Raw genomic sequence first — 16,159 nt, 5'->3', positions numbered from 1 at the left:
GTTTCCCCGTCCGCGCTTCGAAAGATCAATCCAGCCGCGAGGGTCAGGACGTGGGTGTCAGGCCATGGCGGGCTTGGCCGTCATGGCCCGCGTCTCGCCGAGACCGAGCCAGTTCCGGCGCATGGGCTTGAGGACGAAGTAGGCGAGGATCGCGGTCAGCACGTCGAGGGTGATGATGATCGCGAAGACCGGGAGCCAGGAGCCCTGGACCAGGTAGATCCAGGCGGCGATCGGTCCGCCGAAGAGCGAGCCGATGCCCTGCGCCATGTAGAGGAAGCCGTAATTGGTGGTGGCGTGCTTGGTGCCGAACGTGTCGGTGAGGATCGAGGGGAACAGCGAGAAGATCTCGCCCCAGGCGAAGAACACGACGCCCGAAAGCAGGGCGAAGGCGTAAGCGTTCTCGCGGAAGACGAGGAGCAGCGCGATGGCCACCGCCTCGGCGGCGAACGCGATGCCCATCGTGTTCTCACGGCCGATCTTGTCCGACACCCAGCCGAAGAAGGGCCGGGTGAGGCCATTGGTGATGCGGTCGAAGGTGAGGGCGAAGGGCAGGGCCACGAAGCCGAAGATGATCGCGTCGGCCACGCCGAAGTCGCGGGCGAAGGACGCGAAGTTCGCCACCACCATCAGGCCGCCGGTGGACATCATCGTCATCATCGCGAACATCAGCCAGAACAGAGGCGTCTTCAGCATCTCCTTCGGGGCGGTGTCGTGGACACAGGTCGAGAGGTTGCGGGCCGGGGCCGGCAGGACCTCGTCGGCGCGGGGAGCCCTCAAGCCGAGGGCGGCCAGCGCGCCGATGATGCCGAGGATGATGCCGAACACCGTCAGCGTGTGGCGGTAGCCCGAGGCGGTGAGCATGTCGCTGATGGGGAAGGTGCTCAGCATCGCGCCCATGCCGTAGCCGGCGGCGACTACGCCCACGGCGAAGCCCCGGCGATCGGGAAACCACTTCACCATCAGGCCGACGATGCCGACATAGACGATGCCGGTGCCGAGACCGCAGAACAGGCCGTAGGTGGCGTAGACGCCCCAGAGCGTGTCGACGCGGGCGGCCAGCACCCAGCCGAGGCCCGAGAGGATGGCGCCCAGCGCGATCATCAGCTTGGGGCTGAACCGGTCGATCAGGTAGCCCTGGACCGGCGAGAAGAAGGTCTGCAGCACGATCAGGATCGTGAAGGTCCATTGCAGCTGCGGCAGGCTCGCGCCCGTCGTCGCGATCAGCGGCTTGGTGAACAGGGTCCAGACGTATTGCGGGCTGGAGATCGCCATCATGGCCACGAGGCCGAGGCCGAGTTGTATCCAGCGCTGCCGGGAAAGATTCGTATCCATTATGCACTCCATGCTGCGGGCACGGAGACGCAAAGTGTATACCAATCGAACCGACGGAGTCGTCAGCCTGTGGCGGAGACCAGCCAGCAACCCGCATTCAGGGCGACGCCCCCCGAGACGGTGCGCGTCGCGAAGTCGTCGCTCACCCTGCGCAGAGCGTCCTCGCGGATCGATGCCGGCTGATCGCGCAGGAGTCGGGAGACGGGGCCGAGTTCGGTGGCGAAATCCGCGGCGGCCTCCGCCGCGGTGGGGCCCGCGCCGTCACCGGACCGGGCGAGGGTGAGCGGGCGGTCGACGGCCTCGACGGTGATGTCACGGAAGCCAGCCTCCGCCAGCACGGCACGAATGGTCTCCGCTTCGGCGAAGCGGAACGGCCCGGGCGCGCCCGGCGGACCCGGCTCGGGTTCCGGCACGAGGGGCAGGACGAGGTCCCTCGGCACGGTGATCCAGGGATTGTCCTCGATTCGCCGCCAGCACAGGAAGGTCAGGCTGCCACCGGGAACCAGGGCCTTGCGGATGTTGGCGAAGGCGGCGGCGGAATCGTCGAAGAACATGATTCCGAAGCGCGAGATCGCGTGTTCGAAAACCGCCGCGCCGAAATCGTGGCTCTGCGCGTCCGCCTCGATGAACGCGATCGGCGCGCCGGCGGAAGCCTCGAGTCCGGCCCGCTCGCGCGCGACGGCGAGCAGGGGCGCGGAGAGATCGGCTGCCACCACATGTCCACCGGCACCGAGACGGCGCGCGGCGGCGATGGCGCAATCACCGGCGCCGCAGCCGATATCCAGCACCGAGCCGTCCACCCGAAGGCGTGCCGCATCGAGCAACGCGGTGGTGAGGGGCGCGAAGACAGCGTCGATCCGGCGCTGGTTGCGGGCCCAGCGCGCGCCGACCTCGCCGTTCCAGTATTCGCGCTGGGTGATCCCGCCATCCGCCATCATGAACCGTCCGGTCTCTGGGTCTCGATCGTCCGGTCCCCGGCGGGGACCCGTCTCACAGGCCGGCCGAACCGCCATCCGAGCGCGGATCGTGGACCGCCTCGATCCGCCCGTTGCCGGGATGGCGGACCAGCATGCCGGCATGGCCCAGGGAATCGATGTAGGAACCACCGAGTTCCTCGATCTCGTGGCCCATCGAGCGCAGCTCGGCGATACAGGCCGGATCGAACCGGTCCTCCACCTTCACGCTCAGGGATTCGGCACCCCATGTGCGCCCGTAGAGCAGGCGCGGCGCGTCGACGGCCTCGGCCGGGCTCATGCCATAATCGGCATACCGCGAAAAAATCTGGGCCTGGAATTGCGGTTGCCCGTCGCCGCCCATGCTGCCGTAGGACATCACGCGCCCGTCGTCGAAGGCGGCCAGTCCGGGGATCAGGGTGTGGAACGGCCGGCGCCCCGGCTCCAGGGGGTTCACCGCGCCCTTGTCCAGGGAGAACGAGGTGCCGCGGTTCTGCCAATGGATGCCGGTCTTCGGCAGGACGATCCCCGAACCGTATTCCCAGTAGATCGACTGGATGTAGGAGACGGCCAGACCGTCCTTGTCGATGGCGCCCATCCAGACCGTGTCGCCGTCGCCCGGTCCCCGGAGGGGCACGGAGGCGGCGCGACGCATGTCGATCTGAGCCGCCTCGCGGTCGAGGCGCTCCGGGGTGAGGAAGCTCGCCGGATCGACGCTCAACCGGTCGTAATCGGTGACCGTGCGGTCGCGGATGGCGAAGGCGCGCTTCGTCGCCTCGATCAGCCCGTGATACTGCGCCGTGCTCTCGGGCCGCGAAATCTTCAGCCGGTCGAAGATGCCGAGGATGATGAGCGCGGCGAGTCCCTGGGTGGGCGGCGGGAAGTTGTAAAGCGTCGCGTCGCGACGGCGCAGGGACAGGGCCGCCCGCTCTCGCGGCGCGTAGGCTTCGAGATCGGCCCGCGTCACCGGCGAACCGAGGCGGTCGAGATCGGCGGCGATCTCGCGGCCGAGGTCGCCCCGGTAGAAATCGTCGAGCCCCGCATGGGCCAATTGTTCGAGCGTATCGGCGAGGGCCGGCAGGCGGCGCGTGGCGCCAGCGGCGAAGGGCTTGCCCCCGTCGAGGAAGGTCTGCGCGAAACCGGGCTGGTCGTGCAGCGTGTCGAGCTCCTTCGGCACGTAGCGCGCCTCGGAGGGCGACACCGCGCAGCCCTGGCGCGCATGGCGGATCGCATCCGACAGCAAGGTCTCGAGGGGGAGCCGGCCGCCCAGCGCCTTGGCGAGGTCGAGGGCGAGCCGCCAACCGCCGATGGCGCCGGCCACGGTGAGCGCCGCATCCGGCCCGCGCGAGGGGATCGTTTCATGGCCCTGGCTGCGATAGCGAGCGACCGTGGCGAGAGACCCGGCCGGACCGCAGGCCTCGATGCCACGCACCCGGCCGCCCGGTTCGCGAACCAGCCAGAACCCGTCGCCTCCGATGCCGTTCATATGCGGATAGACCACGGCGATGGTCGCCGCCATCGCCGCCATCGCCTCGATGGCGTTGCCGCCTTGCGCCAGAACGGTCTGTCCGGCGGTGGCGGCCAGGTGGTGAGGCGCGGCAACGGCGGCGGAGGAATAGACGGGCGTCTCGGGCATCATGAACTCGGTGTGAGGAAAGGCGTGAGGATAATGTATTTTTACGCTCGGTCGACAGTGACATGTCCCTGGCAAGAACCGGACGCAGCCTGCTGCGGCAGCATCGGTTTCACCGCTCGAAGCGTCGTGTGAGGCCGCGCTGCATGAACGTTTTCCGCCGATACGCCTGCCCGATTCGTATTAATTTCGCCACACTGTTGTGGCGACGCATCAGCCATGGCGTGGCTTCGACGTTCCAGACAATCGGCCGCCTCGGGAGACGACGTCTCCCCGCAGGGCGAGCCCGAACCGCATAACAGACGGGCGCCGCCGCGCGGGCCCGGCTGGGTCGGTGCGCTCGTCGTCAGCACCGCCCTGGTCTCGGCCATCGCGACCTTCCTGATCCTCGCCGGGGTCATCCGGGTCACGCCGACGCCGACGATCGGCCTGACGCTACTGGGCATCAACGTCTTCCTCGTCCTCAGCCTGTTCGTCGTCATCGGCTGGGAGGCGCGGGTCTTCCTGCATGCGCGCCGGGCCAATGCGGCCGTGGCACGCCTGCATACCCGCATCGTCGGGCTGTTCAGCCTCATCGCGATCCTGCCCACGGTGCTCCTGGCCGTCGTGGCGGCGGTGACGATCGATCGCGGATTGTCGCTGGGCTTCACCGACCGCGTCCGCGACGTGGTGCTGAAATCCGTCGAGGTGGCCGACGCCTACCAGGAGAACCAGTGCCAGTCGCTCGCCCGCGAGATCCGCATCCTCAACGACGACCTCACGCGGGCGCGGCCGAATTTCGACGTGAACCGGCAATGGTTCGAGAACTTCCTGACTACGCGGGCGACGGCGCTCGGCCTGCCGGTCGCCGAGATCATGCGGGGGCCGAACGAGGTCGTGGCCCGCGCCAAGATCGACATCCTGAAGGAACGCCGGCTCCCCTCCGCCGCGGCCTTCGAGGAGGCGGCCAAGTCCAACGAGACGATCTGCCTGCGGCCGAGCGAGGGCCGGATCTTCGCCGCCCTGCTGCAGATGCCCGCCTATGACGGGGCCGTGCTGCTGGTGCAGCGCGAGGTGAGCCAGCTCGCCGTCGACTTCCCCGGCGTCTCGCGGGCGGCGGCGGCCGAGTACCTCACCTACGATTCCCTGAAGCGCTCGATCCAGATCAGCTTCGCCTCGATCTTCGTGCTGATCGCACTGATCGCCCTGCTGTCGGCGGTCTGGTTCGGCCTCAACTTCGCCAACCGGTTCGTCGCGCCGATCCGCCGGCTGATCAACGCGGCCGACCAAGTCGCCTCGGGCAATTTCTACGCCCAGGTCCCGGCCCGGAAGAGCGACGGCGACCTCGCCCATCTCGGCGAGAGCTTCAACAAGATGACCCAGGAGCTGCGGCGCCAGCACGATGGGCTGACGGCGGCCAGCGAACTCATCGACCGCCGCCGCCGGTTCACCGAAGCGGTCCTCGCCGGCGTCTCCCCCGGCGTCATCGGCGTCGACGCGGCGGGGCTCGTCACCATCGCCAACCCCTCCATCGAGCGCACGCTCGGGCTCAAGGCGGACGCGATCATCGGCAAGCCGCTGGTCCAGGCGGTGCCCGAGCTTCAGGCCATCCTTCCCGAGGGAGGGGAGGGCCGCCTGCGCGCCCTCCAGCAGCAGATCCAGCTGACCCGCGACGGGCGCGAGCGCACGGTCACCGTGCGCGTCACCAGCGAGCAGGCGCAAGGCGGCGCCCGCGGCTTCGTGGTGACGCTGGACGACATCACCGACCTCGTCACGGCCCAGCGCACCTCCGCCTGGGCGGATGTCGCCCGCCGCATCGCCCACGAGATCAAGAACCCGCTGACCCCGATCCAGCTCTCGGCCGAGCGCATCCGGCGCAAATACGGCAAGGTCATCGTCGCGGACAAAGACGTGTTCGACCAGTGCACGGCGACGATCATCCGCCAGGTGGACGAGATCAAGCGCATGGTGGACGAGTTCTCGTCCTTCGCCCGGATGCCGAAACCCGCCATCGCCCGGAACGACCTCAGCGAGATCGCCAAACAGAACCTGTTCATGATGCGGGTGGCGCATCCCGACATGGAGTTCGGCTTCACCGAAGCCGGGCAGGACCGCCTGCATGCCGCCTTCGACATCAGGCTCCTGTCGCAGGCGATCACCAACATTCTCAAGAACGCGGTGGAGGCCGTTTCCGCCGTGCCCGAGGCCGAACTGGGCAAAGGCCGGGTCGATCTGCGCCTCCTCGTCGAGGAGGGGTTCGCGGTGATCGAGATCACCGACAACGGCAAAGGCTTCCCCGTCGAGGGGCGCCAGCGGCTGCTCGAGCCCTATATGACCACCCGCGAGGGCGGCACCGGGCTCGGGCTCGCGATCGTCAGCAAGGTGCTCGAAGAGCATGGCGGTGGCATCGAACTGAACGACAATCCAGAGGGCAGGGGCGGTCGCGTGCGGATGCGCGTGCCGCTCGATACCCAGGAAAAGAAGCCGGAGGGGACACCTTCCGCGCAGGCTGAGAAGGTTGCCGCACAGACGGCACCCCCAATCGCGGAGATGACGTCATGAGCGCCGATATTCTGATCGTCGACGATGAGGCCGACATCCGCGACCTCGTCGCCGGCATTCTCGACGACGAAGGCCACCGGACCCGCACGGCCGGAGGCTCCGACGAGGCGCTCGCCGCCATCGAGTCGCGTCGCCCTCACCTCGTCTTCCTCGACATCTGGCTGCAGGGTTCGCGCCTCGACGGGCTGCAGGTGCTCGACCAGATCAAGCTGGGGCATCCCGACCTGCCGGTGGTGATGATTTCGGGCCACGGCAACATCGAGACGGCGGTGGCCGCCATCAAGGCGGGCGCCTACGACTTCATCGAGAAGCCGTTCAAGGCCGACCGTCTGGTCCTGGTCGCCGAGCGTGCCCTCGAAGCCTCCCGGCTCAAGCGCGAGGTGCGTGACCTCAAGGCGCGCTCAGGACAGGCGAGCCGTCTCGTCGGCGGGTCCGTGGCGGTGAACCAGCTGCGCCAGACCGTGGAGCGGGTGGCCCCCACCAATGCACGCGTGATGATTCTGGGCGCGCCGGGTTCGGGCAAGGAACTCTCGGCGCGGACGCTGCACGCCTCGTCGACCCGCGCGAGCGGCCCGTTCGTGGTCATCAACGCGGCGATGATCACCCCAGAGACCATGGAAGCGGAACTGTTCGGCGTCGAGGCCGGTGAGGGCCGCGCCCGCCGGGTGGGCGCCCTGGAGGAGGCCCATGGCGGCTCCCTCTATATCGACGAGATCGCCGACATGCCGCGCGAGACCCAGAACCGCATCCTGCGGGTTCTGGTGGACCAGAACTTCCAGCGCGTCGGCGGCACCACCCGCGTCCATGTGGACGTGCGCATCATCTCCTCCTCCTCGCGCGATCTCGCCGAGGAGATCGCCGCGGGCCGCTTCCGCGAAGACCTGTTCCACCGCCTTTCCGTGGTGCCGATCCGGGTGCCGTCCCTGTCCGAGCGGCGCGAGGACGTGCCGGAACTCATCAACTTCTTCATGGAGCAGATCTCGACCGCCACGGGGCTCGCCCGCCGACGTATCGCCGAGGACGCCATGGCGGTGCTGCAATCGCACGATTGGCCCGGCAACATCCGTCAGCTGCGCAACAACGTCGAACGGCTGATGATCCTCACCCATACCGACCCGGAGCAGGAGGTGACCTCCGAGATGCTTCCCACCGAGATCGGCGCCCTGGTGCCGACGACGCCGAACGGGGCGGGCGGCGAGAAGCTGATGAGCCTCGCCTTGCGCGAGGCGCGCGAGATCTTCGAGCGCGAATATCTGATCGCGCAGATCGCGCGATTCTCCGGAAACATATCGCGGACCGCCGAGTTCATCGGGATGGAACGCTCGGCCCTGCACCGCAAGCTGAAGTCGCTCGGCATCGGCCCCTGAGGGCCCGGGCGACCTTCACCTTACATGTACGTGCCCCTTGCATGTGCGTGACAATGAACGTGTAATAGTCGAGGTTGTCTGTTTTCACCGGTCTGCTACGCATTCAAACCAACAAGAACCCGCCAGTCACGGCGGGCGGCAGGTTTATAAGAAGGATTAATAAAAAATGGCGGGCGAACGCGCTCAGAACCTGCAGGACACGTTTCTCAATCATGTCCGCAAGAACAAGATCCCGCTCACGATCTTCCTCGTCAACGGCGTCAAGCTCCAGGGCGTCGTGACCTGGTTCGACAACTTCTGCGTCCTCCTGCGCCGGGACGGTCATTCGCAGCTCGTCTACAAGCATGCGATCTCGACGATCATGCCCGGTCACCCGGTTCAGTTGTTCGAGCCGGACGAGACGGCGCCCGAGAAAGCCTGACCTTCCCGTGCGGTGAGGCGGAAAAGCCCGGCTCGACCTTCGTCGAACCGGGCTCGCATCTCACGACGGGATCAGGCGCAAGACGGGCTTACCAGCCCCATGCCGGACGACAATGCAGGCCGCCATACGGACCGCGCCAGCAGGCGCCGCCGCCATAGGCGCCCCATGGGCCGGGATGCCAGAAATGACGCGGGCCCCAGCCGGGACCGTACCACCAATCGATGAAGAGGCTCGCGCTCTTGCCCGAAACGGGCGGCTTATCGCCGAGAACCTTGACGGTATAGGTGAGGGTGTCGCCGTTGAGCTTCGGATCGGTGAGTTCGACGACGGAGAGCTGAGCCTCGCCGTTGACATCCACCGACAACGTCGCGTTCGGCGGGTCCTTCTGGAAGTCGCTCTTTCCGGAGGTCCAGTAATCGACGAACTTCGCCGTGGCCGCGTCGCCGGTCATGCGCTCGGGCCGGTCGGTGAACATCAGGGTCTGCGGCGCGACACCCTTGAGCGTCAGGGTGTTGCCCTCGAACGTCACGGAATCGGCGGTCTGGACGAACAGCCAGTTCGCGGCCGGCATGGCGATCTTGGTATCGGACTTCGCATCCGGAACAGGCTGGGCCTGCGCTGCGGTGCCGAGGATCGACAACGCCACGGCCGCCAAAAGAGAAATAGTTTTCATATGCTAACCTTCGGTAACATTGACAGGCCTGCCTCAGGCCGCTCGATAAGCCGCGTTAGCCCTTACGATCCGATTAATGTGGTTCTTATACATGCTCCTACATTGATATTTGCCCACGGATCGGATGGCGCCGCCCTTGAGGTTCCGTGGGCAACGAGCCGGCATTCCCGCGCCCCGCCCGGACACTGTCAATGGAGCCCCGGCTCCCCCATATGAGTAGATCTCATGACACTCGCGATGAGTGAGTGCTTCTCCTCCGAGCAGGATGGCGCAGCGGGAGTTTTGTGAGAGACACGAGATCCGCGCTTTTTTCGCCGACCCGGCATCCCCGTCGGCGGAGAGCGCTCTAAGCCCGATGGGCAAGGGAACTTCATGAGCGAACCTATGCTTCCCGGAGAGGCACGGCTGCAGGCGATGGCCGCCCCCGAGGGAGACATCGCGGCGGCAACCCATACGCTCGTCGTGGGGCCGTATCTCACCCGTACTTCTCTCTCGAGGAACGGCAGCCAGACGCAGGAGCCGATGCGTTCCAGCGAGGCGCGGATCGACGAGGCGGCGGGTCTCGCCGTGGCCATCGAACTGGACGTCACCGAAGCGATCATCGCGCCCGTCTCCCGCATCCGCCCCTCGACCTATCTCGGCAAGGGCCGCGTCGAGGAACTGGCCGGGCGGATCAAGGCCGAGGAGATCGGGCTCGTCGTGATGGATTGCGCACTCTCGCCGGTGCAGCAGCGCAACCTGGAAAAGGCGTTCGGCTGCAAGGTCATCGACCGCACCGGCCTGATCCTCGAAATTTTCGGCCGTCGTGCCTCGACCCGCGAGGGCACGCTACAGGTCGAGCATGCCCACCTGGCCTATCAGCGGAGCCGGCTCGTACGGTCCTGGACCCACTTGGAACGGCAGCGCGGCGGCTTCGGCTTCCTCGGCGGCCCCGGCGAGACGCAGATCGAGGCCGATCGCCGGATGATCCAGGAGCGGATGACGAAGATCGAGCGCGAGCTCGACAGCGTCACGCGCACACGCGGTCTCCACCGGGAGAGCCGCGCGCGGGTGCCGTACCCGATCGTCGCCCTCGTCGGCTACACCAATGCCGGCAAATCGACCCTGTTCAATGCGCTGACCAAGGCCGAAGTGATGGCCAAGGACATGCTGTTCGCCACCCTCGACCCGACCGCGCGCGCGACGAAGCTGCCGCATGGCGAGACGGTGATCCTCTCGGACACGGTAGGCTTCATCTCGGAACTGCCCACCGCCCTCATCGCCGCCTTCCGCGCCACGCTGGAGGACGTGATCGAAGCGGATATCCTGCTCCATGTCCGCGATGTCAGCCACGTCGATTCGGAAGCGCAGGCGGAGGATGTCGGCGAGGTCCTGCGGGAACTCGGGATCGAGACGACGGCCGAGCGAATCATCGAGGTCTGGAACAAGGCCGACCTGCTCGACGATTCGGAGCGGACACGCCTCCTCAACCTCAGCGCCCAGGGGCGCAACGACCGGGACAGCGACGTGCCGATCCTGGTCTCCGCCCTCACCGGCGAGGGTCTGGCGGCCCTGTCCGGTCGGATCGAGGCGCGGATCGCCAAGCGTCGTTCCACCTTCGCCGTGACCCTGGCGCCGGAGGATGGGGCAGCGCTCAATTGGCTGTACGAGAATGCCGAGGTCCTCGACCGGCGCGCCGAGGAGGCGGGCACGATCCACTTGGCCATCCGCGTGGCACCCGAGAAAGAGCCGCGCTTCCTCAACCGCTTCGCCAGTGCACGCAAGCTGAGCCGGGCAGAGTAGCCGGTCATTCAGTACTCGCGTCCCGATCGGGACGCTTCAGCGCGAGCGGACTCGATAAAAAACCCCGGCTCTCGTCGAGCCGGGGGAGGGAGTCAGTTTCGGGTCTGAAGAAACGTCTTACGGCTGCAGCACGCTGTTGATGACGTGGATCACGCCGTTCGACTGCATCACGTTGGCGATGGTCACCTTGGCGGTGTTGCCCTTCGCATCCGTGAGAAACACAGCCTTGCCCTTGGTCTGAACCACGAGCGGCGCGCCCTGTACGGTCTTGATCTGGCCCTCGCCGCCGCTATCCTTGGCGATCTTCATGAGGTCCTTGGCGGTCAGGGTGCCGGGCACGACGTGGTAGGTCAGGATCGCGGTCAGCGTCGCCTTGTTCTCGGGCTTCACCAGGGTCTCGACGGTGCCGGCCGGCAGCTTGGCGAAGGCGGCATCGGTGGGCGCGAAGACGGTGAAGGGGCCAGGACCCGAGAGGGTCTCGACGAGGCCGGCAGCCTTCACGGCGGCGACGAGGGTGGTGTGATCCTTCGAGTTCACCGCGTTCTCGACGATGGTCTTCGACGCATACATCGGAGCGCCGCCGACCATCGGGTTCTTGGCGAGTGCGGCAACCGGGAACGCGGCGCCCATGCTGAAGGCGAGGGCGACGGCGGCGAAGGTGGAGGCCACGGGGCGACGGGCGTTGGTCATGGAGCGTTCCTCTTGAGTCATGCCCCTTCGGAGGGGGTCATCGCTCGTTACGGAGCCCGGAAGAGGAAAGTTTCGGGAAAGCTGCAGAAAGTCGTGGTCGTGTTAGATACGGCGGGAAGCGAGCACCTGCTCCCAAGCAAAAGCCCGCCCGACCAGGAGGTCGGACGGGCTTTCGTGATCCGAGCAGCGGCGAGGACAACCCTCGCCACTGAGTAAGATCAGTACTTGCGGATGATCGGGGCCGGAGCAGCGGCGACCGGGGTCGGCGAGTACAGCGGCACGATCAGGCGGCCCGAGATCTCGGTGCTGTCGAAGCTGGTGGTCGCGACGGTGCGGGCGACGTAGACCTGCGCGGTGGCGAAGCCGAAGTCGTAGCCGACGAGGCCACCCATCAGGAACCGGCCACGATCGTTGAGGGCGGCGTTGATGATGCCGCCAGCCTTGGCGCCGGTGTCGAAGTTGACGGTGCCGTAGGCGATGGCGCCGATCTCGAACTTGCCGAACTTCTTGGTCGCGGTCAGGTCGAGGTTGAGGGAGTCAGAGAGGGAGTAGACCGTGCCGAAGTCACGGCCACTGCCGAAGGAGGACGGCGAATCGTAGATGTTGGCGGTGAGGTTTGCAGTCAGATTGTAGCCATCGCCGGTGTAGCTGGCGGCAACGCCGACGCGGTAGGTGTTCGACGAAAGCTGGGGCAGCACGGCAGTGCTGGCGAGAGCGCCGGCGTTCGTGCGCAGGACACCACGATCACCGTTCAGCTCGTTCAGGTAGACACCGCCGAGCAAGCTGACGCCGAAGTTGTTGCCGAGGTCGAAGGCCCAGATGCCGCCGACGAAGGTACCGACGTTGATCGACGTGTCACGCAGGCCGGACGCACCGCTCTTGCCGAAGGTGAACACGGTCGGGGGAGCGACGAGGAGCTCGATGCGGCCGCCGAGCGGAACCAGCGGGGTCGACCAGACCAGCACGGGGATGTTGATCCCGACGTCCAGAGCCGAGTTGTCACGCGACTGGTAGACGAAGGTGTTCAGGGCGTAGATGCCCTCGGGAAGCGGCGCGCCGGTGGCGAGGCCGACCTGCTCGCCGGGGATCGTCGTGGTCTGTGCGTAGGAAGCCGAGGCGGTCATGCCCATGGTCAGCGCGAGTGCGCCGGTGGCGAGCCAGTTCTTCGTCATTTTCTAGTCCTTCCCAAGGATTTCAGGCACTCGCCGCGCAGACCTACGCACCATCTTGCCGAGCGCCGCATTCTTGCGGCTTCCTGGCTTTTTGTGCGTAGGGCCCCCCTTGCGGCCCGAATTCGTGTCTCAACGCTGAGAACTATTCTACAGGTCGGATCGGAATGACAGTCCAATGCTTCGGATCGAGGCAGTTCCAAATCCACCGTTGCGGAAAAGCCGCAATTTGGGCGCGCTGCAGCGCAAGGTTTTGTTAACTTTCTCGGCAGAATTGCCTTGGGCATGGCGTCGCATTGAGCAACGCATCGGCAAAATAACGCTGGGCCATCAAGCTGTTGCGAGCGACCGTATCAACGGGACGATTGCGCAAACGCGGCAGGCGGTTTGCGCATCGCAATTCCTGATCGCAGGCAGCCTGTGCGCCGCAACAGAGCCCCGGTTCCCCGCGCGAACGAATCACGCTCGGCCGGCGCGTGAAGACTGCCTATTCCGCCGCGCTACGGCCCTTCGCGACCACGCTCGCGGCCGCCTCGGCGAGCGGCCGGCGGGCCAGCACGTCGCGCAGGAACCGGCCGGTATGGCTCGCCTTCGATTTAGCGATCTGCTCCGGCGTCCCTTCGGCCACGACAATTCCGCCGCCATCGCCACCCTCGGGGCCCATGTCGATGACCCAGTCGGCGGTCTTGATGACTTCGAGGTTGTGTTCGATCACCACGACGGTGTTGCCCTGGTCCACGAGTTCGTGGAGCACCTCCATGAGCTTGGCGACGTCGTGGAAGTGAAGGCCGGTGGTCGGCTCGTCGAGGATGTAGAGGGTGCGGCCGGTGGCGCGCTTGGAGAGCTCCTTCGATAGCTTCACCCGCTGCGCCTCGCCGCCCGACAGGGTGGTGGCCTGCTGGCCGACCTTGACGTAGCCGAGGCCGACCCGCGCCAGGGTCTCCATCTTCTCGCGGATCGTCGGCACCGCCTTGAACAGGTCCGCCGCCTCTTCGACGGTCATGTCGAGCACGTCCGCGATGGAATGGTTGCGGTACTTCACCTCCAGGGTCTCGCGGTCGTAGCGGCGGCCCTTGCACACGTCGCAGGTGACATAGACGTCCGGCAGGAAGTGCATCTCGATCTTGATGACGCCGTCGCCCGAACAGGCCTCGCAGCGCCCGCCCTTCACGTTGAAGGAGAAGCGGCCGGCCTGGTAGCCGCGCGCCTTCGCCTCCGGCAATCCCGCGAACCAGTCGCGGATCGGCGTGAAGGCGCCGGTATAGGTCGCCGGGTTGGAGCGCGGCGTGCGCCCGATCGGCGACTGGTCGATATCGATGACCTTGTCGAGATTCTCCAGCCCGTCGAGACGCTCGAACGGGGCCGGGTGCTCCATCGCGCCGTTGAGGGATTTGGCGACCGCCTTGTAGAGCGTGTCGATGATGAGGGTGGACTTGCCACCGCCCGAGACGCCCGAGACGCAGGTGAAGGTCCCGAGCGGGATCTCGACGCTCACATCCTTCAGGTTGTTGCCCCGCGCGCCGACGAGGGTCAGCTTGCCCTTCTTCGTCTTGCGCCGGGCTGTGGGCACCCGCACGCTCATCTCGCCCGTCAGGTACTTGGCGGTGAGCGAGGCGGGGTTCTTCAGCACCTCCTCGGGGGTGCCCTGGGCGATGATCTGCCCACCATGGATGCCGGCACCGGGGCCGACATCGACGACGTAATCGGCCTGGAGGATCGCATCCTCGTCGTGTTCGACGACGATGACGGAATTGCCGAGGTCGCGCAGGCGCTTCAACGTGCCGAGCAAGCGCTCGTTATCGCGCTGGTGCAGGCCGATGGAGGGCTCGTCGAGCACGTAGAGCACCCCCGTCAGCCCGGAGCCGATCTGCGAGGCGAGGCGGATGCGCTGGCTCTCGCCACCCGAGAGCGAGCCCGAGCCGCGCGCCAGGGTGAGGTAGTCGAGGCCGACATCGACCAGGAAGGTCAGCCGGTCGCGGATCTCCTTCAGGATGCGGAAGGCGATCTCGTTCTGCTTCGGCGTCAGCTTCTCCGACAGTTCGGAGAACCAGCGATGCGCCTCGCGCACGGAGAGCGCGGTGACGTCGCCTATATCCTGCATGGCGACCTTCACCGCCAAAGCCTCGATCTTGAGGCGCTTGCCGCCGCAGGAGGCGCAAGGGGTCTCGCTCATGAACCGGGCGATGTCCTCGCGCGAGGCGTCGCTCTCGGTCTCCTTGTAGCGCCGCTCCAGGTTCGGGATGACGCCCTCGAACGGCTTGTTCACCTCGTAGGCACGCATGCCGTCGTTATAGGCAAAGCGGATCGACTCCCGGCCGGAGCCGTAGAGGATGACCTTGTGCGCCGTCTCCGGCAGGTCCGACCAGGGCGACGTGGTCTTGAAACCATAATGCCCCGCCAGGGCGTCCAGGGTCTGGCCGTAATAGGGCGAGGTCGATTTAGCCCAGGGGCCGACGGCACCGCGCTTGAGGCTGAGCTTGACGTCGGAGATGACCAGTTCGGGGTCGATCCGCATCTCGTGGCCGATGCCGCCGCAGGTCGGGCAGGCGCCGAACGGGTTGTTGAACGAGAACAGGCGCGGCTCGATCTCGGCGATCGTGAACCCCGAGACCGGGCAGGCGAAGCGCGACGAGAAGGTGATGGTCTCGCCCTCGGCCGGATCGGCGAATTCGATCAGCGCGATGCCGTCGGCCAGTTCCAGGGCGGTCTCGAAGGAATCGGCGAGACGCGCAGCGATGTCGGCACGGACCACCAGCCGGTCCACCACCACGTCGATATCGTGCTTGAGCTTCTTGTCGAGCTTCGGCGCATCGTCGATCGGGTAGTATTCGCCGTCGATGCGAAGACGCTGGAAGCCCTTCTTCTGGAACTCGGCGATCTCCTTGCGGTACTCGCCCTTCCGGCCCCGAACCACGGGGGCGAGGAGATAGAGCCGGCTCTTCTCCGGCAGGGCCAGCACCCGGTCGACCATCTGGCTCACGGTCTGGCTCTCGATCGGCAGGCCGGTGGCAGGCGAGTAGGGGATGCCGACCCGCGCCCAGAGCAGGCGCATGTAATCGTAGATCTCGGTGACGGTCCCCACAGTGGAGCGCGGGTTCTTCGACGTCGTCTTCTGCTCGATGGAGATGGCCGGCGAGAGCCCGTCGATCTGATCGACGTCGGGTTTCGACATCATCTCGAGGAACTGGCGGGCATAGGCCGAGAGCGACTCGACGTAGCGGCGCTGGCCTTCCGCGTAGATCGTGTCGAAGGCGAGTGACGACTTGCCCGACCCCGAGAGCCCGGTGAAGACCACGAGCTTGTCGCGTGGGATCGTGAGATCGATGTTCTTGAGGTTGTGCTCGCGCGCGCCCCGGACGGCGATGACGCGACGGTCGGGGCTACCCTCGAACAGCTTCTCGATCCGCGCCTCGACGCTCTCTTCCTGTGCCTGCGCCGCTTGGCTCTTCAGGCCCCGTGGTGTCTTGGCGGCGGCTTTTGCTTTGGCCATTGGGTCTCTTCGGCGGCAGGACTTGGCGGAAAGGAAGGACTTGGCGGAAAGGAAGATCGGCGACGACGCGCTGGGATCGTCTCCGGGACGTCATGCGGCGAGGTCGAA

Annotated in this window: 11 protein-coding genes; 4 read left to right on the top strand and 7 right to left on the bottom strand. The window is 66.5% G+C overall.

What is annotated here, in order from left to right; genetic code table 11:
• Positions 1 to 57: 57 nt before the first annotated feature.
• From oxlT to ASF32_RS21385, 3 genes are all read right to left on the bottom strand, one after another.
• The gene (gene oxlT / locus ASF32_RS21395; protein WP_056433353.1) at positions 58 to 1,332 is read right to left on the bottom strand and encodes an oxalate/formate MFS antiporter; all 1,275 of its coding nucleotides are present in this window, start codon (positions 1,330 to 1,332) and stop codon (positions 58 to 60) included.
• Positions 1,333 to 1,394: 62 nt separating this feature from the next.
• Positions 1,395 to 2,270 (bottom strand): class I SAM-dependent methyltransferase, encoded by an 876-nt coding sequence (locus ASF32_RS21390; protein ID WP_056433350.1) that lies wholly within the window; start codon positions 2,268 to 2,270, stop codon positions 1,395 to 1,397.
• Positions 2,271 to 2,322: 52 nt separating this feature from the next.
• Positions 2,323 to 3,921, bottom strand: a complete 1,599-nt coding sequence (locus tag ASF32_RS21385) for a gamma-glutamyltransferase family protein (RefSeq protein WP_056433724.1) — start codon at positions 3,919 to 3,921, stop codon at positions 2,323 to 2,325.
• 216 nt (positions 3,922 to 4,137) lie between these two features.
• Here ASF32_RS21385 and ASF32_RS21380 point away from each other — a divergent pair, with 216 nt between their 5' ends.
• The 3 genes from ASF32_RS21380 (at position 4,138) to hfq (ending at position 8,247) form a co-directional block, all read left to right on the top strand.
• Positions 4,138 to 6,459, top strand: a complete 2,322-nt coding sequence (locus tag ASF32_RS21380) for a PAS domain-containing sensor histidine kinase (RefSeq protein ID WP_056433347.1) — start codon at positions 4,138 to 4,140, stop codon at positions 6,457 to 6,459.
• Positions 6,456 to 7,826 carry a sigma-54 dependent transcriptional regulator gene (locus ASF32_RS21375; protein ID WP_056433342.1) on the top strand — a complete coding sequence of 457 codons (1,371 nt, stop codon included), beginning with the start codon at positions 6,456 to 6,458 and terminating at the stop codon, positions 7,824 to 7,826. Before ASF32_RS21380 ends, ASF32_RS21375 begins: the two co-directional genes overlap by 4 nt.
• A gap of 166 nt (positions 7,827 to 7,992) precedes the next feature.
• A complete protein-coding gene (gene hfq / locus ASF32_RS21370) occupies positions 7,993 to 8,247 on the top strand; it encodes an RNA chaperone Hfq (protein ID WP_003600267.1) in 255 nt (84 codons plus the stop codon).
• An 88-nt stretch (positions 8,248 to 8,335) separates the two neighbouring features.
• Here the strand turns inward: hfq and ASF32_RS21365 are convergent, their stop codons facing one another.
• Positions 8,336 to 8,920: a hypothetical protein gene (locus tag ASF32_RS21365; protein ID WP_156467924.1), complete on the bottom strand. Its 585-nt coding sequence runs from the start codon at positions 8,918 to 8,920 to the stop codon at positions 8,336 to 8,338.
• 372 nt (positions 8,921 to 9,292) lie between these two features.
• Here ASF32_RS21365 and hflX point away from each other — a divergent pair, with 372 nt between their 5' ends.
• Positions 9,293 to 10,702 (top strand): GTPase HflX, encoded by a 1,410-nt coding sequence (gene hflX, locus ASF32_RS21360; RefSeq protein WP_056433336.1) that lies wholly within the window; start codon positions 9,293 to 9,295, stop codon positions 10,700 to 10,702.
• 117 nt (positions 10,703 to 10,819) lie between these two features.
• On the opposite strand, the gene ASF32_RS21355 is transcribed toward hflX, so the two are convergent.
• The 3 genes from ASF32_RS21355 to uvrA all read right to left on the bottom strand — a co-directional run bounded on the left by ASF32_RS21355 (position 10,820) and on the right by uvrA (position 16,051).
• A complete protein-coding gene (locus tag ASF32_RS21355; RefSeq protein WP_348271039.1) occupies positions 10,820 to 11,332 on the bottom strand; it encodes a fasciclin domain-containing protein in 513 nt (170 codons plus the stop codon).
• Between the two features lie 278 nt (positions 11,333 to 11,610).
• The gene (locus tag ASF32_RS21350; RefSeq protein WP_056433329.1) at positions 11,611 to 12,564 is read right to left on the bottom strand and encodes a transporter; all 954 of its coding nucleotides are present in this window, start codon (positions 12,562 to 12,564) and stop codon (positions 11,611 to 11,613) included.
• 484 nt (positions 12,565 to 13,048) lie between these two features.
• Complete coding sequence (gene uvrA / locus ASF32_RS21345; RefSeq protein WP_056433327.1) at positions 13,049 to 16,051, bottom strand: excinuclease ABC subunit UvrA; 3,003 nt, start codon at positions 16,049 to 16,051, stop codon at positions 13,049 to 13,051.
• Positions 16,052 to 16,159 lie beyond the last annotated feature (108 nt).

The sequence above is a fragment of the Methylobacterium sp. Leaf91 genome, from assembly GCF_001422815.1.
GTDB lineage: Bacteria > Pseudomonadota > Alphaproteobacteria > Rhizobiales > Beijerinckiaceae > Methylobacterium.
The sequence above is the reverse complement of the archived record's forward strand: the minus strand, read 5'-3'. Positions and strand labels throughout refer to the sequence as shown.

Excerpts from the sequence above, each read along its gene's own strand:
- oxlT (WP_056433353.1), bottom strand. The coding sequence starts at position 1,332 with ATGGATACGAATCTTTCCCGGCAGCGCTGGATACAACTCGGCCTCGGC.
- ASF32_RS21390 (WP_056433350.1), bottom strand. The coding sequence starts at position 2,270 with ATGATGGCGGATGGCGGGATCACCCAGCGCGAATACTGGAACGGCGAG.
- ASF32_RS21385 (WP_056433724.1), bottom strand. The coding sequence starts at position 3,921 with ATGCCCGAGACGCCCGTCTATTCCTCCGCCGCCGTTGCCGCGCCTCAC.
- ASF32_RS21380 (WP_056433347.1), top strand. The coding sequence starts at position 4,138 with ATGGCGTGGCTTCGACGTTCCAGACAATCGGCCGCCTCGGGAGACGAC.
- ASF32_RS21375 (WP_056433342.1), top strand. The coding sequence starts at position 6,456 with ATGAGCGCCGATATTCTGATCGTCGACGATGAGGCCGACATCCGCGAC.
- hfq (WP_003600267.1), top strand. The coding sequence starts at position 7,993 with ATGGCGGGCGAACGCGCTCAGAACCTGCAGGACACGTTTCTCAATCAT.
- ASF32_RS21365 (WP_156467924.1), bottom strand. The coding sequence starts at position 8,920 with ATGAAAACTATTTCTCTTTTGGCGGCCGTGGCGTTGTCGATCCTCGGC.
- hflX (WP_056433336.1), top strand. The coding sequence starts at position 9,293 with ATGAGCGAACCTATGCTTCCCGGAGAGGCACGGCTGCAGGCGATGGCC.
- ASF32_RS21355 (WP_348271039.1), bottom strand. The coding sequence starts at position 11,332 with ATGGGCGCCGCGTTCCCGGTTGCCGCACTCGCCAAGAACCCGATGGTC.
- ASF32_RS21350 (WP_056433329.1), bottom strand. The coding sequence starts at position 12,564 with ATGACGAAGAACTGGCTCGCCACCGGCGCACTCGCGCTGACCATGGGC.
- uvrA (WP_056433327.1), bottom strand. The coding sequence starts at position 16,051 with ATGGCCAAAGCAAAAGCCGCCGCCAAGACACCACGGGGCCTGAAGAGC.